This is a genomic window from Bacillus hominis (assembly GCF_030348325.1).
Lineage (GTDB): Bacteria > Bacillota > Bacilli > Bacillales > Bacillaceae_G > Bacillus_A > Bacillus_A hominis.
The window spans coordinates 1,953,317-1,978,401 of the sequence record NZ_JAUCFS010000005.1 but is presented as its reverse complement, the minus strand read 5'-3'; the positions used below and the strand labels follow the sequence as shown (position 1 = coordinate 1,978,401).

The 25,085-nt window shown below is 36.9% G+C and carries 21 protein-coding genes; 11 read left to right on the top strand and 10 right to left on the bottom strand.

The genetic code is table 11. From position 1 onward, the window contains the following. Nucleotides 1-95 precede the first annotated feature (95 nt). From nirB to QUF93_RS12595, 5 genes are read left to right on the top strand one after another with little or no spacing between them, the layout of a single operon-like run. Nucleotides 96-2,501 carry an NADPH-nitrite reductase large subunit gene (gene nirB / locus QUF93_RS12615; RefSeq protein ID WP_289358989.1) on the top strand — a complete coding sequence of 802 codons (2,406 nt, stop codon included), beginning with the start codon at nt 96-98 and terminating at the stop codon, nt 2,499-2,501. Between the two features lie 14 nt (nt 2,502-2,515). Continuing rightward, nucleotides 2,516-2,833 carry a nitrite reductase small subunit NirD gene (gene nirD, locus QUF93_RS12610; RefSeq protein ID WP_289358988.1) on the top strand — a complete coding sequence of 106 codons (318 nt, stop codon included), beginning with the start codon at nt 2,516-2,518 and terminating at the stop codon, nt 2,831-2,833. Between the two features lie 57 nt (nt 2,834-2,890). Next, complete coding sequence (locus tag QUF93_RS12605; RefSeq protein WP_289358987.1) at nt 2,891-4,315, top strand: uroporphyrin-III C-methyltransferase; 1,425 nt, start codon at nt 2,891-2,893, stop codon at nt 4,313-4,315. Beyond that, on the top strand, nt 4,312-5,022 hold the full coding sequence (locus tag QUF93_RS12600) for a sirohydrochlorin chelatase (protein ID WP_289358986.1): 711 nt from the start codon (nt 4,312-4,314) through the stop codon (nt 5,020-5,022). Before QUF93_RS12605 ends, QUF93_RS12600 begins: the two co-directional genes overlap by 4 nt. Next, entirely contained in the window at nt 5,015-5,488 is a 474-nt protein-coding gene (locus tag QUF93_RS12595; protein ID WP_289358985.1) for a precorrin-2 dehydrogenase, read from the top strand. The genes QUF93_RS12600 and QUF93_RS12595 overlap by 8 nt, the downstream gene beginning before the upstream one ends. A gap of 194 nt (nt 5,489-5,682) precedes the next feature. On the opposite strand, the gene narK is transcribed toward QUF93_RS12595, so the two are convergent. From narK to moaA, 6 genes are all read right to left on the bottom strand, one after another. Then, nucleotides 5,683-6,852, bottom strand: coding sequence for a nitrate transporter NarK (gene narK / locus QUF93_RS12590; protein ID WP_289358984.1), 1,170 nt, complete (start codon nt 6,850-6,852; stop codon nt 5,683-5,685). A gap of 80 nt (nt 6,853-6,932) precedes the next feature. Beyond that, on the bottom strand, nt 6,933-7,166 hold the full coding sequence (moaD, locus tag QUF93_RS12585) for a molybdopterin converting factor subunit 1 (RefSeq protein ID WP_289358983.1): 234 nt from the start codon (nt 7,164-7,166) through the stop codon (nt 6,933-6,935). Then, nucleotides 7,163-7,633 (bottom strand): molybdenum cofactor biosynthesis protein MoaE, encoded by a 471-nt coding sequence (locus QUF93_RS12580; RefSeq protein ID WP_289358982.1) that lies wholly within the window; start codon nt 7,631-7,633, stop codon nt 7,163-7,165. Before QUF93_RS12580 ends, moaD begins: the two co-directional genes overlap by 4 nt. Nucleotides 7,634-7,817: 184 nt before the next feature. Beyond that, a complete protein-coding gene (locus tag QUF93_RS12575; protein ID WP_289358981.1) occupies nt 7,818-9,107 on the bottom strand; it encodes a molybdopterin molybdotransferase MoeA in 1,290 nt (429 codons plus the stop codon). A 42-nt stretch (nt 9,108-9,149) separates the two neighbouring features. Next, a complete protein-coding gene (locus QUF93_RS12570) occupies nt 9,150-10,163 on the bottom strand; it encodes a molybdopterin-synthase adenylyltransferase MoeB (RefSeq protein ID WP_289358980.1) in 1,014 nt (337 codons plus the stop codon). A 17-nt stretch (nt 10,164-10,180) separates the two neighbouring features. Further along, nucleotides 10,181-11,194 carry a GTP 3',8-cyclase MoaA gene (gene moaA / locus QUF93_RS12565; protein WP_289358979.1) on the bottom strand — a complete coding sequence of 338 codons (1,014 nt, stop codon included), beginning with the start codon at nt 11,192-11,194 and terminating at the stop codon, nt 10,181-10,183. 525 nt (nt 11,195-11,719) lie between these two features. On the opposite strand from moaA, the gene QUF93_RS12560 reads away from it, so the two are divergent. After that, entirely contained in the window at nt 11,720-12,412 is a 693-nt protein-coding gene (locus QUF93_RS12560) for a Crp/Fnr family transcriptional regulator (RefSeq protein WP_289358978.1), read from the top strand. A gap of 149 nt (nt 12,413-12,561) precedes the next feature. On the opposite strand, the gene narI is transcribed toward QUF93_RS12560, so the two are convergent. From narI to QUF93_RS12540, 4 genes are read right to left on the bottom strand one after another with little or no spacing between them, the layout of a single operon-like run. Continuing rightward, a complete protein-coding gene (narI, locus tag QUF93_RS12555; protein ID WP_002118806.1) occupies nt 12,562-13,251 on the bottom strand; it encodes a respiratory nitrate reductase subunit gamma in 690 nt (229 codons plus the stop codon). A gap of 17 nt (nt 13,252-13,268) precedes the next feature. After that, complete coding sequence (gene narJ / locus QUF93_RS12550) at nt 13,269-13,799, bottom strand: nitrate reductase molybdenum cofactor assembly chaperone (RefSeq protein WP_289358977.1); 531 nt, start codon at nt 13,797-13,799, stop codon at nt 13,269-13,271. 19 nt (nt 13,800-13,818) lie between these two features. Next, a complete protein-coding gene (narH, locus tag QUF93_RS12545; protein WP_289358976.1) occupies nt 13,819-15,294 on the bottom strand; it encodes a nitrate reductase subunit beta in 1,476 nt (491 codons plus the stop codon). Continuing rightward, nucleotides 15,284-18,970 (bottom strand): nitrate reductase subunit alpha, encoded by a 3,687-nt coding sequence (locus QUF93_RS12540; protein WP_289358975.1) that lies wholly within the window; start codon nt 18,968-18,970, stop codon nt 15,284-15,286. Before QUF93_RS12540 ends, narH begins: the two co-directional genes overlap by 11 nt. Before the next feature lie 315 nt (nt 18,971-19,285). Between QUF93_RS12540 and QUF93_RS12535 the strand changes: the two genes are divergently transcribed. From QUF93_RS12535 to QUF93_RS12515, 5 genes are all read left to right on the top strand, one after another. After that, nucleotides 19,286-19,786: a hypothetical protein gene (locus tag QUF93_RS12535; protein ID WP_289358974.1), complete on the top strand. Its 501-nt coding sequence runs from the start codon at nt 19,286-19,288 to the stop codon at nt 19,784-19,786. 46 nt (nt 19,787-19,832) lie between these two features. Beyond that, nucleotides 19,833-20,183 carry a hypothetical protein gene (locus tag QUF93_RS12530; protein WP_289358973.1) on the top strand — a complete coding sequence of 117 codons (351 nt, stop codon included), beginning with the start codon at nt 19,833-19,835 and terminating at the stop codon, nt 20,181-20,183. Between the two features lie 497 nt (nt 20,184-20,680). Further along, complete coding sequence (locus tag QUF93_RS12525) at nt 20,681-21,643, top strand: AAA family ATPase (RefSeq protein ID WP_289358972.1); 963 nt, start codon at nt 20,681-20,683, stop codon at nt 21,641-21,643. Continuing rightward, nucleotides 21,643-22,857: a DUF58 domain-containing protein gene (locus QUF93_RS12520; RefSeq protein WP_289375335.1), complete on the top strand. Its 1,215-nt coding sequence runs from the start codon at nt 21,643-21,645 to the stop codon at nt 22,855-22,857. The genes QUF93_RS12525 and QUF93_RS12520 overlap by 1 nt, the downstream gene beginning before the upstream one ends. Continuing rightward, complete coding sequence (locus QUF93_RS12515) at nt 22,854-25,082, top strand: transglutaminase TgpA family protein (RefSeq protein ID WP_289358970.1); 2,229 nt, start codon at nt 22,854-22,856, stop codon at nt 25,080-25,082. Before QUF93_RS12520 ends, QUF93_RS12515 begins: the two co-directional genes overlap by 4 nt. The last annotated feature ends 3 nt before the right edge of the window (nt 25,083-25,085 follow it).

Here is a 25,085-nt window from a genome sequence, read left to right as displayed (position 1 = left end):
AAAATGTGATAAATATCACATCTCCCCCTTTTTTGATTTTCTATAATAGAAATATAATTATTTGTTCAACTTTTCACATAAAAGGGGAAATGAAAATGAAAAAACGTTTAGTAATGATCGGAAATGGTATGGCTGGAATACGCTGTATGGAAGAAATATTAAAACTTGATAGTGATTCATATGAGATTACTATTTTTGGAGATGAACCGCACCCAAACTACAATCGCATTATGCTCTCTCATGTTTTACAAGGCAAAACAAACATGCAAGACATCATTATGAACGAGTATAGTTGGTACGAAAAAAATGAAATAACTTTATATACAAACGAAAAAGTTCAAAGTATTGACCGAGAAGAAAAAGTTATTGTTACAGAAAAAAAACGTACTCTTACATACGACAAACTCATTATTGCAACAGGTTCTAGTGCTTTTATTTTACCTGTTGAAGGTTCCACCCTTACTGGTGTAACAGGATTTCGAACAATTGAAGATACACAATTTATGATAAATACTGCTAAAAATAAGAAAAAGGCCGTTGTCATCGGTGGTGGATTACTTGGTTTAGAAGCCGCAAGAGGACTCATTGACTTAGGAATGGATGTACATGTCGTTCATTTAATGCCGGGCTTAATGGAGCAACAATTAGATGCCAAAGCAGCTTCTCTATTGCGTGAAGATTTAGAAGCGCAAGGCATGAAATTTCTCATGGAAAAGAGAACTGTAAAGATTCTTGGTACAGATTATGTTGAGGGCATTCAATTTGAAGATGGTGAAATTGTAAATTGTGATTTAATCGTAATGGCTGTCGGAATACGTCCGAATACTCAAATAGCAAAAGATGCTAATTTAATTGTAAATCGCGGTATTGTAGTCAACGACTATATGCAAACAAATGATGAATCCATTTATGCGGTTGGAGAATGTGCAGAACATGATGGTATCGCATATGGACTTGTTGCCCCACTTTATGAACAAGGCGCAATTTTAGCAAAACATATAACGAATTTACAAACGGATGGATATGTGGGCAGTATCGTCGGTACACAATTAAAAGTTGCAGGTTGTGATTTATTCTCTGCTGGTCAAATCTATGAAGATGATCAAACGAAAGCAATTTCAATCTTTGATGAATGTAAACGCTCCTATAAAAAAGTATTAATTCGTGACAATAAAGTCGTTGGCATCGTTTTATATGGTGATACTGCTGATGGTACACGCCTCTTTAGCATGTTAAAGAAAGAAGAAGACATACAAGAATATACACCAGCTTCCCTTCTTCACAAAGCTGGTGAAGAAAGTGAACTTAACGTCGCTACTATGAGTGCTGATGACACTATTTGCGGATGTAATGGTGTTACGAAAGGCACAATCGTTCATGCCATTTTAGAACAAGAATTAACTACTTTTGAAGAAGTAAAAGGATGCACGAAAGCCGCAGGTTCTTGTGGTAAATGTCGTCCACTTGTTGAACAAATTTTATCTCATACACTTGGAGATGCTTTTGACGCCTCAGCACAATCTGCCGGTATGTGTGGATGTACAACTCTATCGCGTGATGAAGTCGTAGCGGCGATTCATGAGAAAGGTTTGAAATCACCAAAAGAAGTACGAAATGTTCTTGGTTTTGTACATGAAGACGGATGTTCGAAATGTCGTCCTGCTTTAAATTACTATTTACGTATGGCGATTCCAGAAGAATATGCAGATGATAAATCATCCCGTTACGTTAATGAAAGAATGAATGGTAACATCCAGCATGATGGTACATTTTCTGTTATTCCACGTATGTACGGAGGCGTTACAACCGCAGATGATTTAATGAAAATTGCTGAAGTTGCGAAAAAGTATGATGTTCCTCTTGTAAAAATTACAGGCGCAAGTCGAATCGGTTTATATGGTGTTAAGAAACAAGATTTACCTAACGTATGGGCTGACTTAAATATGGCTTCTGGATATGCGTATTCAAAATCGCTTCGTAATGTAAAATCGTGTGTTGGTTCTCGTTTTTGTCGTTTCGGTACGAAAGATTCATTAGGACTTGGTATGCTACTTGAACAATCATTAGAAATGGTAGATACACCTCATAAAATGAAAATGGGTGTAACGGGTTGTCCACGTAACTGTGCTGAAGTACTTACGAAAGATTTTGGCGTTGTTTGTGTCGAAAATGGATATCAACTTTATATCGGCGGAAATGGTGGTACGGAAGTACGTGAGGCTGATTTTGTAATGATTGTCCCTACCGAAGATGATGTTCTTCGCATCGCTACAGCTTACATGCAATATTATCGTGAAACTGGTATTTACGGAGAACGCACTGCCTACTGGACCGAACGATTAGGCTTCGATCATATAAAAGAAATACTACAAGATACAAACATGGTCACGATGTTAAATGAGCGTTTCCAAACAGCTCGTAGCACATATACGGAAGCATGGGGACAAGCGCTAAAATCGAAGTCATTAAAAGCAATGTATGAAGTAGAAACTGTAAAATAAGGAGCGTGCACTATATGTTACAAACGAAAGAAAAAATAAAAATTATGCGTGCAGAAGACCTTCCTATTCAAATTGGTAAAGAGGTGCAAATGAAGGGTATGTCTATCGCCTTATTTCGTCTCTCAAATGACGATGTTCGAGCTGTAGAAAATCGTTGTCCTCATAAAAACGGTCCATTAGCAGAAGGAATTGTATCTGGGGAATTCGTCTTTTGCCCACTACATGATTGGAAAATTTCATTAATAACAGGTGAAGTTCAAAAACCTGATGACGGTTGTATTCAAACGTACGAAGTAGAAGTTGTTGATGGGGATATTTATATATACATGTAATTTACAAAAGGAAGCCTCCCTTGGCTTCCTTTAAATAAAAATAGATGAGGTGCGAATATGAACGGATATGTATATTTAGTTGGTGCAGGACCAGGTGATGAAGGGCTTATTACAAAAAAAGCGATAGATTGCTTAAAGCGTGCAGATATTGTCTTATATGACCGCTTATTAAATCCTGCCTTTCTTAGTTATACGAAAGGAACATGCGAACTTATTTATTGCGGAAAAATGCCGAAAAATCATACTATGCGACAAGAAATGATTAACGCACACCTCCTTCAATTTGCGAAAGAAGGGAAAATCGTTGTCCGCTTAAAAGGCGGGGATCCATCTATTTTTGGCCGTGTTGGTGAAGAAGCAGAAACTTTAGCAGAAGCGAACGTTCCATATGAAATCGTACCAGGTATTACATCCAGCATCGCCGCTAGTAGCTATGCAGGCATCCCCCTCACCCACCGTGACTACAGTAATAGCGTCACTTTACTAACTGGACATGCAAAAGGTCCTTTAACCGATCATGGAAAATATAATTCATCCCACAATAGCGATACAATCGCCTACTATATGGGTATAAAAAACTTACCTACCATTTGTGAAAACTTACTACAAGCAGGAAAGAAAGAAGATACACCCGTAGCAGTCATTGAATGGGGTACAACTGGAAAGCAGCGCGTTGTCACAGGGACACTAGCAACCATTGTTCATAACGTCAAAACCGAAAATATTTCTAACCCTTCCATGACGATTGTTGGTGATGTCGTTTCCTTACGTAACCAAATCGCTTGGAAAGAACATACACCATTGCACGGCAAGAAAGTTTTGTTTGCATCTGCAACAAATAAAAAAAGCACAATAAAACAACTATTGCAAGAATCCGGTGCAGAAATATATCAAATTCCAACTTTCAAAAAGAAAAAATACACATTAACCTCTGAACAAGTCAATGAAATTTTTAGCGTTGATCGCCTTGTATTTTGTTCAGCTGAGAGTGTAGAAATCTTGATGCAATCATGCGGTAAGCATCATAAAGATATTCGTTCATTACAGGCAGAACTGCAATATATGAACGGTGCCACTCAAGAAAAACTGATGCAATATGGACTATTAGGTAAACAAGCAAAGTTTTCTTCCGATACAACTGTTTATTTAGGCCGGAACATTAACCGAATTGCTTTCATTCAAGAGAAAATTGGTGCTGGATCCTATATGATGACTCATGAGTATACAATTGATAATCGCTTCGACGAAATTCATTCTCGTATGCTTTCTGAATTCTCATGGGATAGCATTGTATTTGAAGGGCGTGCTTCAATTGATACGTTTCTATTAGAAGTAAAACGCCTTGGCTTTATGCATATTCTTACTCTTCCCTTCTCGTATACCGACGTTCCAACTTTACACTATGCAAATAAAGTTGGGTTTCATAACGTAGATCAGCAATTACAAGAAATTATTATGAAGAAAGACATGGTGGCACAATGAAAGGAATTGTATATGTTGGACACGGTAGTCGCCTGCAAGAAGGCAATGAACAATTTATTCGCTTTATTCAATCTGTCATGAAAGAACGTAACGAAAGAATTCAAAAAATAGCTTTTCTAGAACTAACAACACCTACCATTTCGGATGCAGTTACAGAAACAATACTAGAGGGAGCAACTGAAATAATGATTGTACCGGTTTTATTATTTGCGGCAGCTCATTATAAACGTGATATACCTTTTGAGATAGAGAAAGTGCAAAAGAAATATCCACATATAACATTTTCAGTTGCACCACCTTTTAGTACGCATCCACATATGGTTGAACTTGTAGTGAAAAGAATACGTGAAACGATGCCAATGCAAGATAGTAGCGTTTTACTCGTAGGACGAGGTAGCAGTGACCCTCAGCCTATATATGAGTTACAACAAATCGGAGCAGCTGTCGAGCAGAAACTCGGTATGCCAGTACATTGTTCCTTTTTAACGAAAGGAACTCCCTCTTTTACTGCTGAGCTCAAGAATATAACATCGACTGCGTCCAGTGTATATGTTATGCCGTACCTTCTCTTTACCGGATTGTTGCTTCAGAAAATTAAATTACATACAAAAAAATATGATCACGTTACGACTTGTAAGTGTCTTCAATTTGATACATACATGAAGTTGGCATTATTAGAACGAATGGAGGAATGTGTGTATGTATAGCATGTATCCCCTTATGTTTAATCTAAATAAAAAAGTGGTCGTTATAATTGGCGGAGGTAAAATTGCATATCGGAAAGCGTCTGGATTAAAGAATACAGGCGCTTTTGTCACGGTTGTCAGCCCAGAGATTTGCGAGGAAATGAAAGAACTTCCACATATTACTTGGAAGCAAAAAACTTTTACGAATGATGATATTAAAGATGCTCATCTGATTTATGCAGCTACTAATCATCATGCTGTAAATATGATGGTCAAACAGGCCGCCCATGATTTCCAATGGGTTAACGTTGTAAGTGATGGTACAGAATCATCATTTCACACACCTGGTGTCATCCGAAATGATGAATATATTGTCACTATTTCAACTTCAGGTAAAGATCCATCGTTTACAAAGCGTATGAAGCAGGAACTAACATCTATACTTCCTAAACTTATAAAAAAGCTTTCCCGTACACATAAATCGTAATCTATCTCTTATCTAACATAGTAATTACCTTTGGACAAACGTTTTTTAGAAGCGTTTGTTCTTTTTATTATTAAACAAGTAAACTATCGTTATTCCTAGAACGATAGTGATAAAATAAATGACGCTTCAACTTTTACGAAGTCTATGTTTTAACATTAAAAAAGGATGCCTCTACTAGACATCCTTTTCCCCTACTAATGATTCTTTAACATCACTAACAATTTCTCTTGGCTATACATCCACACTGTAATGATTAAACAAGCAAGTGCGACTTCTGATAACGCCATAAATCCAATTGCATAATGACCTGTCAGTTGGAATAGTAATGTTAAAATTAATGGCGGGAAGAACCCTCCCAGTCCACCTAAAGCTGAAACTAATCCATTTACAATCCCAGCTTGTTCAGAGAAGTACATTGGAACGAGTTTAAAGATTGTACCATTTCCAATCCCTGCACAAAATGCAACTAGTAGGCAACCAAACGTATACACGTTCATACTAGGCATAAATGATAAAACAATACCCGATAGTGTTAAACCGATAAATACAAAGATTAATATTTTAAATGGATTAAATTTATCACCGAGCCAACCACCAATTGGGCGCATCATTGTTGCTAATACGATGAATCCAGCTGTACGCATACCTGCATCTACTTTTTCTAATCCAAAGTGAGATACTAAAAAGTTTGGTAAATATACTGTGAATGCAACAAATGATCCAAATGTTAAAAAGTAAAAGATACATAAAAACCAAAGTTTTTCATTTTTGTATACACCTTTTATTTGTTCCATTAATGGTGTATTCACCTTTTTTTCCTTACGATCACCTAATAAAAAGTTCATAAGTGCAAATGCTGCAAGTAGAATTAAATAACACTGTACTGTTGTTCTCCAGCCAAATGAAGTTGCAATTACAGGTGCTAAAAAAGAAGTAATTGCTGTTCCGGCGTTACCTACACCATAAATACCATTTACAAAGCCGTGACTCTCTTTTGGGAAGTACTTTGGTAAAGAAGTTACCCCCACGGAAAAAACAGCTCCACCGATCCCTACAAATAAACCACCAATAATTAAATCCATCATAGAATTGGCAACGCTAATATAAAAGACAGGGAATAATAGAAGAATAAAACTCACAAAAAACAATTTTCTTGCTCCGAAACGATTAGTCCAGTAACCAATTGGAATGCGAAGAATAGAACCTAAAATAACGGGTACTGCTGTGACCATAGAAATTTGTCCCGCAGTTAATGGAATATCCGCTTTAATATAAGGCATTAATGATGATAAAATGACCCATACCATAAAACCGATAACTAGATTAGAAGTTTGTAAACTTAATTGAAAATTAGGACTTTTCATCCTGTTCCCTCCTATGTATTCGTAGTTATATTAATTCCCTCCAGTCTAATCACGTCCTAACATGATTAGACTGAAAAGAATCAACCACCACTTACTGGCGGAATCATTGCTACGACATCGCCAGTTTGAACTATGTCGTCCTCATTTGCGTACTCTTCATTTATAGCGACCATAATCTCTTTTGAAATTGCTACGTTGTATTTCTTTATAAGAACATCCTTTAGCTCAGCAACCGTAATCTTTTCACAATCTATTTGCAAGGCCGGCTTACTTACTTCTTCTTGCAAATGTGCAAATAATAGTACTTCAATCATGTTATCATCTCCTTTTCAGGTTCACCATTTACATATGCTGTTTTTTCTAACTGATCACCTATCCATGACTCACCATCTTCCCAAAACTCTTTCTTCCAAATCGGAACAATTTGTTTTATACGCTCCATAATATACTCATTCGCCTCATAGGCCGCTTTCCGATGTGGTGTAGCAACAGCGACAACAACAGCAAGATCAGAAATTTGCAATGTACCAATGCGATGTGTAATTGCCACATATGTCCCCGGCCATTTCTCTTCTACTTCGGTCCCAATCTTCTCAAGTTGTTTTTCCGCCATCGTCTTATAAGCTACATACTCTAAATATAGTGTACGACGTCCTTTCGTAAATTCTCTGACAGTACCAATAAAAGTAGTAACAGCACCACACTCACGCCGAATTACTTTACTTGTAACATCTTCAATTGAAATAGGTGTATCAATTACTTCATAATACGTATGTGTCATCTTGCACCTCTTATCTTTGTATAAAGTGAAACTTTAATCAGCCCTCACCAATCGGGCGTTTACGGGCAGCCCGACTCCCACCTAACTTCTTTGCTCCAGCCGAATTTGGAGGTGGGAGTTTTACTGCCCGGCGAATAGCGGGATAAATCATAATCTGCTGAGAAGCTACCAATCTATTTTTCTATTACTTGTACGATCGAAGCGGTTCTTCCCATGGCCACTCGCTTCCTACGTTTGATTCTAATAACAGTACCGAAACAGTTATTCCTGCTTCAAATCCTCTCGTTCCTCCCGGTAAAACAATAAATACATTCGCTTCTGCAAGTGAAGAAATTGCACTTGATTTATCTAAGCCGACTGGTGTAACTTGCAATTGACCATCTACAATTTCCACACTCCCTCTTACAAAACGAGTAAATGGATTTGCTTTCGGAAAATCATTTTGTAAAATCGCTTCTGCACGATATACGTGTGGATCTTTCCTATGCAAATATGTTCGAATGACTGGTCGAACATATAATTCACATCCAACATAACAAGCAGAAGGATTACCAGATAGACCAAATAATAGTTTTCCTTCTAGCTCAGCGACAGTAGTCACGCTTCCTGGTCGCATCGCTATTTTATTGAAAAGTACATGAGCTTGTAATCTCTCATAAATAGCAGGTAAATAATCATAGTCTCCTACTGAAACGCCACCAGTTGTAATTAAAATATCGACTTCTTTCATTGCTCTTTTCACAGTGTTATAACACGTCTCTAAATTATCAGCGAACTGTCCATAATGCCGTACAACTCCGCCCGCTCGTTCAACTTGAGCAGCTATCATATAGGAGTTACTATTTCGAATCTTCCCCTCTTTCAGTTGTTCATGTACTTCTAATAATTCACTTCCTGTCGTTACAATTCCAATAACCGGCCGCTTTACAACATATACGGAGCTATAACCGAACGTAGCAAGAAGTGCTGCTACTCCTGGGTTAATAACAGTCCCTTTTTTCACAAGTACAGCATTTTGTTTTACATCTTCCCCTGTAAAAGAAATGTTATCACCAGAAGAGAAAGAGCGTTTTAATTTCATATAAGTCTTTTCGTTTTCTTCAAACCCTTCCGTTAGTTCTAACATAACAACAGCATTACACCCCACTGGAATTGCGGCTCCTGTCATAATACGTACAGCTTGAAATGCTTTTACTTCCTTTTTAAAAACAAAACCTGCTCCGATTTCACCAATCACTTCAAACTGTATTGGGTTACTGCTACTTGCTTCTTTTGTATCTTCCGCTCTAATTGCAAACCCGTCGTATGGAGATCGATCAAAATGCGGAACATCATGATCTGCAACAACATCTTCTCCAAGCGTTCTTCCGTAGCTTTCTATAAGAGAAACTTTTTCCGTTTCACCTTGATAGGCATATTCCATTACACGTGCAACTGCCTCTGCCACTGAGATTGGTATACGTTTTTCTAACATTCTTTTTCACCTCGTTTGGATAAGAGGAAACTCTCTTTCTATTCACCCTATATATTTTGCATATAATCGTTTTGCCATTTTCCTATCATTAGTCCCATGAATAAACGCCCTACCGTCTGTAAATAAAACAAAACGATATTCATCCATTAGAAACGATAGTAAATACGGAGTTTTTTGGACCTTCACACTTTTTTGTAAGCGCTTTTGAATTTCTTCTAAATTAAGAGTCCCCTTTACTCCCGGACGGATTTGAACCGTATTCCTTCCGCATAGCACTTCAGTTTTCATCTGTGATCCAAATGTTAAACTTGGGTACGTGCGTACATTCCCACAAGATGGACATGTACTTTTCTTCTGCCTATTTACTTTTAATGAGAGATATTGATTGTTCCAAATATCAAACGATAACATTGTTCCTCGCAATGACTGAAAATCTTCCACCAATATTTTCATCGCTTCTGTTACTTGGTGAGCAACGACCATTTGTACAGCTGGCTGAATAATTCCTGCTGTATCGCATGTTGCACCGCCCATTGGATGGTCCATTAGGCAGCGAAAACATGGTGTTTCCCTTGGAAGAATCGTATACGTTACACCGTAACTTCCAATACACCCACCATATATCCAAGGTATATTTTCTTTTTGTGAAATGTCATTAATAAGCAGGCGTGTATCAAAATTGTCAGTCGCATCTAATATTAGATCCACATTCTTTATTAATTCTTCGATTTCTTGCACTGTTACATCCGTTACAACTGGTACAATTTCTACTTCAGAATTAATCTTCCTTAAATGCTCTGCCGCTGCAACTGCCTTTGGTTTGCACTGCTGCGCATTTTCTTCTGTATATAACTGTTGCCTTTGTAAATTACTCCATTCGACGTAATCACGGTCAGCAATTGTCAATTTCCCGATTCCCATCCTAACGAGCGCTTCCGCATTTGCAGCTCCTAGTGCACCCGCACCAATTAGGAGCACATGCTTTTCTCTTATTTTTCTTTGTCCCATTTCACCAATTCCAGAAAACAATACTTGTCTTGAATAACGCTCTTGCATAGGGAACCCTCCTTTCGTTATCCACCAATGTAAGACATTTCTACTTTTGGACGTTTATTTGTGCTTTCAGCTGTTCGTTCATCTGAATACCGGTCTGTTCTAAATTCCCATGTATGTTTTAGAATTTTTAATAGTGATGCATCAGAAATATTTTCTCGAAGAAGCGTTCGCAAATCCATTCCTTTTGTTCCAAATAGGCACGTAAAAAACTTACCGTCTGCCGAAATACGAGCTCTCGTGCAAGAAGAACAGAATGACTCAGAAACAGAAGTAATAAACCCAACTTCTGCATTGCTCCCTACATACCGATACAATTTCGCTACTTCTCCAAAGTAACGAGGCTTAATGGGCTCAATAGGATATACACGATTAATTTTCTCTATTAATTGTTCCTTCGTAATGACTTGTTCAAAGTTCCATCCGTTCGTACTGCCCACATCCATAAACTCGATAAAACGAAGCTCGATTTCTTGTTCTTTAAAATAACGAGCCATAAGAAGAATTTGACTATCATTCATCCCTTTTTTTACAACCATGTTTACCTTTACTTCTAATCCAGCTGCCTTTGCTGCTTCAATTCCTTTCAATACGGGTTTTGTACTTACATTTCGTCCATTAATTTTTTGGAAGACGTGATCCTCTATCGCATCTAAACTAATATTTACACGTTTTAATCCCGCTTCTTTTAACGCCTTGGCTTGTTTGGCTAAATGAATACCGTTTGTTGTGAGTCCAATATCTTTTAAGCCTTCTAGCTTTGCAAGCCTTGCAATTAACTTCGGTAAATCTTTACGCAATAAAGGTTCACCGCCAGTAAGCCTAATTTTATTGACTCCCATACTTATAAATAATCTCGCTAACCTTTCTATTTCATCAAACGTTAATAAAAACTCTTCCTGTAAAAAGGCATAATCAGGTCCGAACACTTCAGCTGGCATACAGTATGTGCACCTAAAATTACAACGGTCAATAACTGAAATACGTAAATCTTGAAGTGGCCGCTCTAAAGAATCTTTCATCTTCTCGTGCATCTATATCCCTTCTTTTCTACTCAAATCCTTAGTAAGTTTTCAATTTTTTTATTTGTCTTTATTATAAAAAAGAAGCTACATATTCAATGTGACTTTTCTCACATTACTTTCCCCATTCAAAAATTCTTCACAAATCCGTTCGAATTTTGTTCACATCTCTAGTCCCATTCTTTTTACATACTGAAATTTCTTAAACTAAAAAACTTATATTCTAATATAATCCCTTACTACAAGTAGCTTTTTAGAAATTTAAGGCCGTTTCTCCTTATGGTCATTGAAATTTTACTTTATTTTCAAAAATATCTCTTGCAATTTCATCATAATTACATCCAAAATAAGAAATATACTGCTTATCCCGCATTAACGGGCAGTAAGACCCCCACCTCAAAATTCGGCTGGGACAAAGAAGTTAGGTGGGGGATCAACTGCCCGTCAATGCCCGATTGGTTCAACTAATAATCAGTGGGGAATGAACAACCCCCCCACTGATTAAAGTTTCACTTTATAAGAAGAAAGGTGATTGCTGTGGCAAACAGTACGGCATTATCCAAAGATTTAAAGGAGTTACTTGCATCTGTTGAATATAAAATCCAAATCAATAAAGGGAGTTTTATTTTTCAAGAAGGAATGGAAGCAACAGAAATTTATATCATTCACTCCGGAAAAGTACAAATCAGTAAACTTAGTGCTGACGGACAAGAATTAACACTTCGCATTTGTTCACAAAATGATATTATCGGAGAATTAACATTGTTCACGGACAATGCGAAGTATTTATTAAATTCAAAATGCCTTGAAGATGTTGAAGTAGGAGTTATAAAGCGTGAAGCCTTAGAAAAAGCATTACTCCAAAAACCCGCTCTTGTATTTGAATTTATGAAATGGATTAGTGAACATTTAAGAAGAATGCAAACGAAGTTCCGAGATTTAGTATTGCACGGCAAAAAAGGTGCCCTATATTCTACTCTCATTCGAATGACAAATAGTTATGGTGTGTTAAAAGAAAATGGGATTCTCATCGATTTACCCTTAACAAATCAAGAACTTGCTAATTTCTGTGCAACTTCGCGTGAAAGTGTAAATCGAATGTTAAATGATTTGAAAAAAAAAGGTACTATTTCTATTAATAAAGGAAAGATTACGATCCATGATTTACAATTTTTAAAATGTGAAATTGCTTGTGAAGATTGCTCTGCCTCAATTTGTAGTATTGAGTAGCATCTTATATAGATGCTACTCTGTTTTCATATTAAGCTACTTAATTAATTTTCACGTACACGGCTGTCACCTTATATTAACAAAACGAGGCCTTTTATATTAGACCTCGTGTCATCTTAGGCGCTAGCTATTATTTGTTTAAAGCGGTATTATTTTTTCAACTCATTAGGAATACGTCTTCTGTAAATTACATAACTACGGCTTACATATTTAATTGGGGCACTAAATACATGGACAAGTCTTGTAAATGGCCATACTGCGAAAAGTCCCATCGCTGCAATAATATGAAATTTAAACCACACAGGTACTTCCATCATATATTCAACTTTCGGTTGGAAAATAAAGAGACTTCGGAACCATGGACCGATTGTTGTGCGATAATCAAACCCTTTTGAGTCAATATTTAAAAACGTTGAGGACAGTCCTGCTAGCATTACGATAAGTAATAAAATAAGCGCAATATAATCTCCCTTTGTACTCGTTGCAATGATACGTTTTACTGTTACACGGCGATACGTTAATATAATTAAACCGATGATAGAAGCAACACCTGCCGGAAGTCCGAAACTAATTGCTACAATATGATACATATGCTCTGTAATACCTATTGAACGGTATACAGCCTCTGGAATTAAAATCCCCATAATATGACCGCCAATTACGAACATTATCCCAAAGTGGAATAATAGACTTCCGATTCGGAGCATTTTCTTCTCTAATAGTTCACTAGATTTTGATGTCCATCCAAATTGATCATAGTTGTACCTGAAAATGTGCCCGCCAATAAAAATTGCAAAAATGATATAGGGAAACAACACCCATAAAAATTGATCCATCATTTTGACAACGCTCCTTTCTAATTCGTCTGTACTCCCCATGCATCGATGGTGAGGAGAACGGCTGCAAGAATTGGTTCGTACATACAGTTTGCTTCTTTTAATTGCCCGTGCAATGCTTGTATATTTTCTGTGTATTTACTCATAATTGGTTCGCTATCTTTTTCATTCGCGTTTGCAAGAAATTCAAGTAGAAGTGGTAAATAATCAGGTAGTTCTTTATCTGTTACGTTAAAACCAGATTTTTTATAATGCTGTTTTAACTCTAATAATTCAATTCCACGCTCTCTTTGTTCACCTGTTTTCATGTAGGTAAGATACATATTTGTCTTCTTTCCAAAGTCGAATGTATATACGTAAGAATCAATGAGTTGATTGTCTGTTTTATCTAGCGCTTGTTTTATAAATGTTGTAAGTGTTGCTCTGATTTCTTTCTGTTCAATTTTTTGAATTTCTTCCTGTAATTCTAGTAAAGCTTCCCTCCACCCTAGTTCAGGGTAGGAGAGAAGAAAAGAAGAACAAGAAAAAGCAGTTTGTAAACTTTGTTTCATGATTTTCTACCCCCTTTATTTAAGAAATTGTCATACAAGAGCCTGGGCCACCTGTAAAGGAAAGACCACAGCTTCCTTGCTCACTATATAAATCTGCAACTTGTTCACGGTGAGTGCCTGGAATGACGAAGCGATCTTTATATTTCGCGATGGCAAGAAGACGATACATATCTTCTACATCCTGTTTCGTTAAACCAATTTCTTTTAATACTGCTTCATTTGGTGCTTTATTAATTTGCAATGCTCTCATATGCGTTCGCATGACAGCCATTTTTTTCAAAGTAAGACGAATGTGTGATTCATCTCCTGCAGTGAGTAGATTCGCTAAATATTGAATTGGAATACGCATATTATCGATAGCAGGGAAAATCTCTTCAGCTTGCCAGTTACTTCCTTTCCCTTCCACCATATTCATAATTGGGCTAAGCGGCGGGATATACCAAACCATTGGCATTGTACGATACTCTGGATGAAGAGGTAGAGCGATTTTCCAATCGATAATCATTTTATAGATTGGTGACTCTTGTGCCGCTTTAATCCATTCTTCAGGAATGCCTTGTTTTTTCGCTTCAGCTGCTACTTCTGGATCATTTGGATCTAGGAAAACAGTAAGCTGAGATTCATATAAATCTTTTTCATCCTCAACAGAAGCCGCTTCTTTTACTTTGTCAGCGTCATATAACATTACCCCAATATATCGAATGCGTCCTACACATGTTTCTGAACAAATTGTTGGCATACCAGCTTCAATACGAGGGAAGCACATTGTGCATTTTTCAGCTTTATTTGTTTGCCAGTTAAAATACACTTTTTTATACGGACAAGATGATACACAAAATCTCCATGCACGACATGCATTTTGATCCACAAGTACAATCCCATCTTCTTCACGCTTATACATCGCACCAGATGGACAAGAAGATACGCAAGATGGATTCATACAATGTTCGCATATGCGTGGTAAATACATCATAAAGACATTTTCAAAATCTGTTTTAATTTCTTCTTCCATTTTCTTTACGTTCGGATCTTGTAACCCTGTTATATGTCCGCCTGCTAAATCATCTTCCCAGTTTGGACCCCATTCAATTTTATCGATAAATTCACCTGTAATTGCTGATTTCGGACGAGCAACTGGTTGATGCTTACGCTGCGGGCTATTTGTTAATGTTTCATAATCATAGTTCCAAGGTTCAAAGTAATCATCAATTGTTGGTTGATCTGGATTGTGGAAAATATTCATAAGACGTTTCATTTTCGAACCGGATTTCAGCTGAATTTCACCATTTTTCAATTCCCAGCCGCCTTTATATTTCTCCTGATCTTCCCATTGTTTCGGATAACCAATTCCAGGTTTCGTTTCTACGTTATTGAAGTACATATATTCAGCACCTGGACGATTTGTCCAGGTGTTTTTGCACGTTACGCTACAAGTATGGCAGCCGATGCATTTATCTAGGTTCATTACCATTCCGACTTGCGCTTTAATCTTCAAGCCAATCTACCTCCTTCAGTTTGCGAATTACAACGTTTAAGTCACGCTGGTTCCCAGTTGGACCATAATAGTTAAATCCATAGCTTAATTGACCATATCCACCAATCATATGCGTTGGTTTAACGTGAATTCGAGTTGGACTATTATGCGTTCCACCTCGGTTACTTGTTAATTTCGTACCAGGCACGTTAATGTGACGATCTTGCGCATGGTGCATAAATGCCATTCCCCTCGGTATACGGTGCGTTACAACAGCACGTGCTACGACAACTCCGTTACGGTTAAAGCATTCAATCCAATCATTATCAGCAACACCAGCTTCATTCGCATCATCTTTATTCATCCAAACCGTTGGCCCGCCTCTAAACAGCGTTAACATCGGCAATGAATCGAAGTACATACTATGAATTGACCATTTATTATGCGGTGTTAAATAGTTTAGTGTAATTTCTTTCCCCTCTACTTCAGGGCGTGATTTACGAAACGGTTTATGTTGCAGAATTGGTTTGAATGTTGCCATCGTTTCACCAAATTCTTTCATCATGTCGTGATCTAAGTAGAAAGATTGTCGACCAGTTATCGTTCTCCAAGGGATGAGACGTTCGACATTTGTTGTAAATGGTGAGTAACGTCGTCCACCTTTTTCAGAACCCGTAAAGGCTGGAGAAGTAATTACTGTTTTAGGCTGCGCAGTAATTTGTTCGAATGTGAAGCATTCTTCTTCACGTTCTTCTGCTAAATCACGCAGTTTTAAATCAGTTTGTTTTTCAAGTGCTTCCCATGCTTTTACAGCCATATGACCGTTTGTTGTAGAAGAAAGCGTTAATACCGCTTCAGCAGCATTAATTGCTTCTTTTATGTCTGGGCACCCTTTCGCAATAGAATCAGTTCGAATAACTCCTAATCGACTCTTTAATTGCTCATATTCTTTTTCTGCAGACCAAGAAATCCCTTTCGTACCAATCGGTTGTTTTCCGGTATTCGGTCCAAGCGCTGTCATTTTGTCATAAATCGTTTTATAATCCCTTTCGACAACATGAATTTGCGGCATTGTTTTTCCTGGGATCGGTTCACACTCACCTTTGCTCCAGTCTTTAATCTTGCCAAGTGGTTGCGCTAATTCTTGCGGTGTATCGTGAAGAAGTGGTGTTGCAACAACTTCTTTCATTGGCTCAAGATCAATTTTCTTCGCTAAATCCGAAACAGCTTTAGAAAGAGCACAGAAAATATCCCAGTCAGAGCGTGCTTCCCACGGTGAACCGATTGCTGGATTAAATGGATGTACAAATGGATGCATATCTGTACTACTTAAATCGTGCTTTTCATACCAAGTTGACGCAGGTAAGACGATATCAGAATAAAGCGCTGTTCCAGCCATACGGAAATCTAAATTAATGAGTAGATCAAGCTTCCCTTCTGGTGCGTCCTCATGCCACTTAATTTCCTCTGGTCGTATTGAATCACTATCGTCATTCATTAATCCGTTTGTTGTACCTAATAAATGTTTTAAGAAATATTCGTGTCCCTTACCAGAACTTGAAATTAAGTTTGCACGCCATACGAATAAGTTGCGCGGGAAGTTATTTTTGTTATCTGGATCTTCAATCGCAAATTTCAGTTCTTTTTCTTTTAATTTTTGTGCAACATATTTTCCGATTTCTTCTTGCGTTGTTGCACCAGCAGCAATAGCTTCTTTATATAATTCAATTCCATTTTTTTCGAATGTCGGATAGGAAGGTAGCCAGCCAAGTCGTGCTGCTAATACATTGTAATCACCGTGATGTTGATAACGAGAGTTCCCCTCAATTGGTGATGCTAAATGTCCAACCGGTGTATCTTCATAACGCCATTGATCTGTTACAAAATAGAAGAATGAAGTACCGTTTTGTAATTTCGGTGGCCCTTGCCAATCTTTTGCCATCGCGATTGTTTGCCATCCTTCTGCTGGTCGCAATTTTTCTTGACCAACATAATGCGCCCAACCACCGCCGTTTACACCTTGTGCCCCAACGAGAAGAACAAGATTTAATACTGCGCGATAAATCGTATCAGAATTAAACCAATGGTTAATACCGGCTCCGACAATGATCATTGAGCGACCATTTGTATCAACAGCATTTTGTGCGAACTCACGAGCGATTTGAATAATAAGCTCTCGTTTCACTCCTGTCATTTTCTCTTGCCACGCAGGTGTAAACGGCACATCATCATTGAAGTCTTTCGGTTCTTGTCCACCGAGCCCTCGGTTCACGCCGTAATTCGCTAATGTTAAGTCGTATACAGTTGTAACGAACACTTCGCCTTCTTCTGTCATAACTTTTTTCACTGGAATTGTACGTTCTAATACTTTGTTTCCATCATCTGAGAAGTACGGAATTTGTACCGTTCCAACAGTGTCTTCCATTCCAAGTAAAGAAAGACGTGGATCAATCTTTTCACCTGTTTGTTCATCTTCTAAATGCAAGTTCCATTTCTTTTCGTTATCCCATCGTGACCCCATTGTGCCGTGAGGTGTTGCAAAATCTTTCGTATTTTCGTTCCAAAGAACAGGTTTCCATTCACCTAACTTAGTTTCACGTCCAATATCAGAAGCGTTTAAGAAACGATCAGCAACGAATTGATCTCCTTTTTGTTTCAGTGTGACAAAGAAAGGAAAATCAGTATATTGCTTCGCATACTTTGTGAAGTATTCCACTTGATTATCTACGTAAAATTCTTGTAAGATGACGTGCCCCATTGCCATCGCAAGTGCACCGTCTGTACCTTGTTTCACACTAATCCAATCATCCGCAAATTTAGTAGACTCGGCGAAGTCAGGACTTACAGAAACAACTTTCGTTCCTTTATATCGAACTTCGGCTAAAAAGTGTGCATCTGGCGTTCTCGTCATCGGTACATTTGAACCCCATGTCATAATGTAACCAGAGTTATACCAGTCACTACTTTCTGGTACATCTGTTTGATCACCCCAAATTTGTGGAGAAGCTGGTGGTAAATCCGCGTACCAGTCATAGAAGCTAAGCATCGGCCCACCCATAAGTTGCATAAAGCGACTACCAGCTGCATGACTTAACATCGACATAGCTGGAATTGGTGAAAAACCAACATTTCGATCTGGGCCGTATTTAATTATTGTGTAAAGTAACGAAGCAGAAACGAGTTGTAATACTTCATCCCAATTCGCACGAATGAATCCCCCTTTACCACGCGCCTGCTTATACTTACGTGCTTTTTCAGGGTTTTCCACAATACTTTTCCAAGCATCTAGTGGTGAATCATTATTTTGTAATTCCTCTTGCCACATACTCCAAAGAACACCACGTACATACGGATATTTCACACGAAGTGGACTATAAATGTACCAAGAAAAACTCGCTCCACGCGGACATCCTCGTGGTTCAAAATCAGGCATATCAGGACCTGTCGTTGGATAGTTAAGCTCTTGCCCTTCCCAAGTTACAATTCCATCTTTCACATAAATGTTCCAACTACATGAACCAGTGCAGTTCACGCCGTGTGTAGAACGAATTACTTTATCATGCTGCCAGCGTTTTCTATACACATTTTCCCATTCACGATCTTCATATGTTTCTTGTGTATGATTATCGTTATAACGATCTATTGGTGAAAAATATTTTAAACGTCTCATTAGTGCTGAAGGTTTCTTCTTCATCATGTTCACTCCTTTAATACGTCTCTCTTACATACCCTTACTATAAGAGAGGTTGTAAAATACAGATGTGACATTTCGCACAGTTCAAGAGATTGTCATAAATTCCAGTGAAAATATGAAAAAATGAAAATCTAATCATTGTGGGGTTCACATCCTTCACTGACTGTTAAATTTGATATACTTAAATCGTTAGATGTGTTTATAAATGAAAATGCAATACTTTATATCCACTAAACCAAGGGCAACTGTCCTGAAAATAGTTGACCCAACAACGCCAAGAATGGCAGGATTATAAAGTAATAATAAAAGGAGGATATTATGATATTAGAACCGCTTTATGCAGAAAACATTGTAGTAGCCGTCATATATAATAATGAATTTAGATGGTATGTAACAGATAAAGAACTATGGTTTTTAGATTATAATAAATTAGATAATGCATATAAAAATTTAGGTGTAAGCACTGAAGATAATTACGAAACGGAAGAAAGAAATGGAATAAAAGTATTAGATAATGAAAATATAGAGGTGTTTTTACAAAGGATTAATAAATATAGCGTAACTAAAGAGGAATTAAATTATTTATTACTTGAAAATATTAAAAGTAAAAATGCAGGAGAAGATCTATTAGATTTCAGTCCAGTGTTATTAATTAACTTTGATGATACAATACTATATTCGATGTTTCCGGAACCAGCATCATATGAAGAATATGTACCAAAAGATTGGATAGGTAAATATGAAGGTTTCACTGAATTAATACCTGAATCAGAGAATTATTGGGTAGATGAGTTTCATAATAAGCTACTTTTTCTATAATTTAAATAGGACAAGAGTGATGCTAGTATAAAGGAGTAGAATAGTAATGAAATATCCATATAGTTTTGAAGTACTTAACAATAGAGATTTAGTTATGAGACTTCCTCAAGAAATTAAACTTGTTGAAACTTTTTTAGGAGTTGAAGTTTCTGCTTTTGGAGATTGGATTTTAGAAGAAATACATAGTGTTTTAAACGGAGAAAAAAATTACGGAGTAGTAAATGGCAACATTTGCGGTTTAGAAATTCGGAACGACACAACTACTGTGCTAGACAATTTAGCAAAAGATGGTAAAGGTGAATATTGTGAGATAGAAACAATGGAATTGGTAGAATTAATTCATATTTGGTTAGCTAAACGAAAAGAATTAAAAAAAGAGAAAAATAAAGAATTGTAATAATTTAAGTGGCTGGCCTCTACATGCAGTCGGCTTTATTTATTATTTCATATAAATTTTAATCACAAGACATATGATATATGTATCTAACCTTTACGCGTAGGGATTTCTACGCTATTTATTTTGGTCACTAAGGTCATCCTTTCCTTCCCTCCTCTTCTTTACCGACAATACTCTCGATAACCCATAATTATATATAAATAATAAATATTCGTCACCTTCTGACACGGATTATCCTATTGTTTTATTGTACGTAAGGAATTTATTTTTCTTCAACGCTACTATTTTATATCAAGACATATTTTATATAAAACTACAAATCATTATTTACTGTATTGCCCTTAGTTATGGAAACAATTATACTAGTTGTAATCGGAATAAATAATCTGAATATTCTCAGAATTAAAGATGAGAGTTTTACTACCCGCAAATAGCGGGATAAATCCTATTTTCCACTAAATAGATTAGAAAACGATAATAAAATTAGGAGGATTACGATGCCCCAGCTTGATTCATTACATCCCATTATAGAAAAAATAATTACCAATATTGAAAAATTAATGGTCGGAAAACGAAAAGAAACGATCTTAGCCTTAACAGCTCTCTTAGCTGAAGGTCATGTACTATTAGAAGATGTTCCCGGTGTCGGGAAAACAATGCTAGTACGTGCTCTTTCTAAATCAATTGATGCAGATTACAAGCGAATTCAATTCACACCTGATTTACTGCCGTCAGATGTAACAGGTGTTTCTATTTACAATCCAAAAGAGCTCCAATTTGAGTTCAAGCCTGGACCAATTATGGGGAATTTTGTACTTGCTGATGAAATTAATCGTACATCTCCAAAGACACAATCTGCCTTACTTGAAAGTATGGAAGAAGGCACTATCACAATAGATGGCATTACAAGATCGTTACCAAAACCTTTCTTTGTAATGGCTACACAAAATCCGGTCGAATATGAGGGAACATATCCTTTACCAGAAGCTCAACTCGATCGTTTCTTGTTGAAGCTAACAATGGGATATCCTACACCAGAAGAAGAATTTGAAATTTTAAATCGGATGGAAAAAACAAACCCACTCTCCCATTTACAAGCTATTACAACAATAAAAGAATTACTTTATTTACAACAAAGCGTACGGGAAGTAAGTATGGACAAAGCAATCAAGCATTACATTGTAAAGCTTGTTAATCAGACTCGTTCTTATAGTTCTATACAGCTAGGTGCGAGTCCACGTGGCTCAATTGCTTTAATGAAAGCTTCACAGGCTTATGCATTCATCCATGGCAGAAATTATGTTATTCCAGACGATGTTAAATTTTTAGCTCCTTACGTTTTAGCTCACAGACTCATTCTAAAAATGGAAGCAAGATTTGAAGGAATAACAGGGGAACAAGTTATCGCCAAAATCGTTGCACGAACTACCGTGCCGACTCAAAGGACGAAGAACCTTTGATGAAGCGACTACTACGAGCACTATATCACGTTACCAAGTTATTGCTAATCCCTTTATGCCTAGTCTTAACATTTGTGTACGCTATGCTTCAAGGAGGATTTGTAAGTTGGTTTTTATTTTACAGTACGATTCCTATTGGCCTTTATTCACTACTACTCCCCTTCTACGCTTTACGGGACGCTGAAGTAAAACGAATAACAAACCAAAATGAATATGTAGCAGGAGAACAATTTTTAAGCACTATTACAATAAAAAGAAAATTTCCTTTTCCCTTACTTTATTTAATTATAGAAGATGAACTGCCACCACAATTTACAAGTTGTAGACAAACAAAGTTGAATAAAGTAATACTCTTTCCAGGATTAAAACGAAATATTTCGTTTCAATATGTTATTGACACAATCCCTAGAGGAGAGCACACTTTTTCAAGCGTACGTGTCAAAACTGGCGATCTATTCGGCATAATGGAGAAAGAAGTAACTTTTTCAGCTCCAGGTACATTTTTAGTCTATCCCCAGTATGTAGATATAACGTATCGACAATTGGAAAATCATTTCGAACAAGGAGCGCTTTCAGCAAATATAAATTTAGCAAAAAACTCTACAGTCTCTGTCGGTGTCAGAGACTATAAACCTGGTGACCGCTTTTCATGGATTGATTGGAAAGCAACTGCACGAACAAACAATATTATGACGAAAGAGTTTGAACAACAGCGTAGCCATAATATCATGATATTCATGGACAGAACTGAGTCCCCTCTATTCGAATCAGTCGTAACATTTACTGCCTCTATTGTGAGGTCTGTCTTGAAGCAAAATTCACCAGCGTCATTCGTGTTTGTCGGAAAAGAACGAACTATTTTCCCTTTAGACAATGGAGATACTCAGTTGCAACAAATCTTTTTTCATTTAGCGAAAGTACAAGCAGACAGTGTATTCCCGCTCTCCCAGAGTGTAGAAATGGAATTAAGAAAAATTTATCAGCCCGTAACAATTATACTCGTGACAAGCGATCTTTCTCCCGACATTCAAAAGGCGGCTGACTGTGCTGCTATAAAAAATAGAAAATTAATGGTGTTTGTCGTGAAAGAAAAAGCGAATCAACTCTCACATCGAGAACTAAGTATTCTAGAGACTCTACAAAAACGAAAAATATTTGTAAATGTGGTTTATGAAAACCGGTATACAAACGTGTTTTTTGAGGTGAGCAAATGATAACACTACAAACAAAAAAACAATGGGATATGAGTAGATTCTTCATGCATGTATGTGTATGTCTTCTTTTACTAGAATGGCTAAGACCCCTTATAGGTATTACAAACGTAGGTAGATTAGATATTTTTGTACTATTTATAGTAATTTGCTTCACCCTCTCTTTTTTTCAAACAAGGTGGCAAATTCCAATAAAAATCGTCACTATCTTATTCATCATTCATTCCCTGTATTATAAAAATGCTTTTATAAATCCATCTTGGCTAACAAAATTTTTTTCTGATATTTCTCGAAATTCCTCCCTGTTTTTCCAGGGGAATTTGCTAGATATTTCTCCAGTTTTTCCAACAGTTTTATTTTTTCTATCATTTTGGTTTTTGAGTTCTTTCACCTCTTTTTGGATGATTCGTAAAAAACGTGGATTGTTATTTCTTGCATTGACTATTATTTATATCACAACTTTTCATAACTTACATTTATACAATGCAAACTACGCTATTATTCGTACTGTTGTCATCGGCTTTTTTATGCTTAGTCTTCTTCGAATAGAACGAATAAAAGAGATGGAACACTTACAAAATTATGCTAGAGAAATCTCAAAATTACTTAGACCTCTTACAATATTTATTGTATTGTCAGCAACCATCGCATACTTCGCTCCAAAATTCGGCCCTCAATGGCCAAATCCAATGAACTTTTTAAAATTCAACACATCCGAAGCAAGTAAAAAACAAGAAGTTTCTAAAATTGGGTATGGTTTAGATGACGCACAATTAGGTGGTCCTTTTAAGGCGGATAATACAATTGTTTTTACAGCACAAACGCAAAACAAACAATATTGGAGAGTAGAAACAAAAGATTTTTATACAGGAAAAGGTTGGGAGGTTTCTGAAAATCCGAAGAAGGTTTCTTTTAAAAATAAAAACGACGTCATGAGTTGGTACGAACAAAATACAAAAACGGAGATAACTGAGGCAACAATCACCATGCAAAAAAGTTATCCTCACCTTACCTATCCAGCAGGATTAGTATCAGTTGAGGCTTCTTCTGATGTATCATACAGCGTTGACCCATTTTCAGAAAAAATCTATACGATGCACGGAGACTCTTCTACTACTTTAAATTCGTATAAAGTAACGTATGAGATTCCGGAGTTTTCCATAGAAAACTTGAAAGCTGCAAAAACGAATGAAGGTCATGAAACAAGTTCTTATTTCATGACAAAGTACACACAACTTCCCGAATCATTACCGCAGCGAGTAAAAGACTTGGCTGTCAATCTTACAAATGAGAAAGACAACCGATATGATAAAGTATTAGCTATTGAAAATTACTTCACAGACAATTCTTTTGTATACGAAACAATGAATGTCTTATTCCCTGCCAAAAACCAAGATTATGTAGATCAATTCCTTTTCGATACAAAAAGTGGCTACTGTAATAATTTTTCGACGTCTATGATCGTGTTACTTCGTTCTGCCGGGATTCCCGCTCGCTGGGTAAAAGGATTTACAGAAGGAACTCTTGAGAATACAATTGCTAATGCAGAGGGTGAGAATGTTTATAAAATCGCGAACAATAACGCACACTCTTGGGTCGAAGTATATTTTTCAGGATATGGATGGGTTCCATTTGAACCAACAAAAGGATTTACCAATCCCTATAATTTTGTAAACAATACTCCTGCTTCCACTTCACAAACTAGCGAAGAAAATAATTCTAATAACGAGCAAATGCAAGAGCGGAACAATGAAGCAAAGCTCAAAAGTTTAATAGAAAATACAGAAGAAGCCTCTACTAAAAAAATCACAAATTCTAAAAATGGGGTTTCTTGGTGGTACGTATTCCTCTCTATGATACCGATTAGTATCCTAGGATACATTCTCTTCACCACTAGAATGAAATGGATTACATTTTTTATTATTCTTTTCTATAAATACCGAAAAGATGATGCTGTTTATCAAAAAGCTTACGGTGCACTTTTAAAACAATTTGCGAGAATTGGCATACCACGGGGTGAAAGTCAAACATACCGAGAATACGCTCTCCACATCGATACACTTTACAACTCGGCCGATATGCAACAACTTACTTTCAGTTATGAGAACGCTATGTATCAAAAGGGACAATCCGCAGCAGAATGGAGGAAATCCGTACACTTATGGGAAGTGCTTATGAAAAAAGCAGCTTCTCCGCCAAAATCAAATGACTTCCATTCAGTGATTTAATCT

What these genes read in the sequence shown, in the direction of transcription:
- nirB (WP_289358989.1), top strand. Translation starts at nt 96, where the DNA reads ATGAAAAAACGTTTAGTAATGATCGGAAATGGTATGGCTGGAATACGC.
- nirD (WP_289358988.1), top strand. Translation starts at nt 2,516, where the DNA reads ATGTTACAAACGAAAGAAAAAATAAAAATTATGCGTGCAGAAGACCTT.
- QUF93_RS12605 (WP_289358987.1), top strand. Translation starts at nt 2,891, where the DNA reads ATGAACGGATATGTATATTTAGTTGGTGCAGGACCAGGTGATGAAGGG.
- QUF93_RS12600 (WP_289358986.1), top strand. Translation starts at nt 4,312, where the DNA reads ATGAAAGGAATTGTATATGTTGGACACGGTAGTCGCCTGCAAGAAGGC.
- QUF93_RS12595 (WP_289358985.1), top strand. Translation starts at nt 5,015, where the DNA reads ATGTATAGCATGTATCCCCTTATGTTTAATCTAAATAAAAAAGTGGTC.
- narK (WP_289358984.1), bottom strand. Translation starts at nt 6,852, where the DNA reads ATGAAAAGTCCTAATTTTCAATTAAGTTTACAAACTTCTAATCTAGTT.
- moaD (WP_289358983.1), bottom strand. Translation starts at nt 7,166, where the DNA reads ATGATTGAAGTACTATTATTTGCACATTTGCAAGAAGAAGTAAGTAAG.
- QUF93_RS12580 (WP_289358982.1), bottom strand. Translation starts at nt 7,633, where the DNA reads ATGACACATACGTATTATGAAGTAATTGATACACCTATTTCAATTGAA.
- QUF93_RS12575 (WP_289358981.1), bottom strand. Translation starts at nt 9,107, where the DNA reads ATGTTAGAAAAACGTATACCAATCTCAGTGGCAGAGGCAGTTGCACGT.
- QUF93_RS12570 (WP_289358980.1), bottom strand. Translation starts at nt 10,163, where the DNA reads ATGCAAGAGCGTTATTCAAGACAAGTATTGTTTTCTGGAATTGGTGAA.
- moaA (WP_289358979.1), bottom strand. Translation starts at nt 11,194, where the DNA reads ATGCACGAGAAGATGAAAGATTCTTTAGAGCGGCCACTTCAAGATTTA.
- narI (WP_002118806.1), bottom strand. Translation starts at nt 13,251, where the DNA reads ATGATGGATCAATTTTTATGGGTGTTGTTTCCCTATATCATTTTTGCA.
- narJ (WP_289358977.1), bottom strand. Translation starts at nt 13,799, where the DNA reads ATGAAACAAAGTTTACAAACTGCTTTTTCTTGTTCTTCTTTTCTTCTC.
- QUF93_RS12540 (WP_289358975.1), bottom strand. Translation starts at nt 18,970, where the DNA reads ATGATGAAGAAGAAACCTTCAGCACTAATGAGACGTTTAAAATATTTT.
- QUF93_RS12535 (WP_289358974.1), top strand. Translation starts at nt 19,286, where the DNA reads ATGATATTAGAACCGCTTTATGCAGAAAACATTGTAGTAGCCGTCATA.
- QUF93_RS12530 (WP_289358973.1), top strand. Translation starts at nt 19,833, where the DNA reads ATGAAATATCCATATAGTTTTGAAGTACTTAACAATAGAGATTTAGTT.
- QUF93_RS12525 (WP_289358972.1), top strand. Translation starts at nt 20,681, where the DNA reads ATGCCCCAGCTTGATTCATTACATCCCATTATAGAAAAAATAATTACC.
- QUF93_RS12520 (WP_289375335.1), top strand. Translation starts at nt 21,643, where the DNA reads ATGAAGCGACTACTACGAGCACTATATCACGTTACCAAGTTATTGCTA.
- QUF93_RS12515 (WP_289358970.1), top strand. Translation starts at nt 22,854, where the DNA reads ATGATAACACTACAAACAAAAAAACAATGGGATATGAGTAGATTCTTC.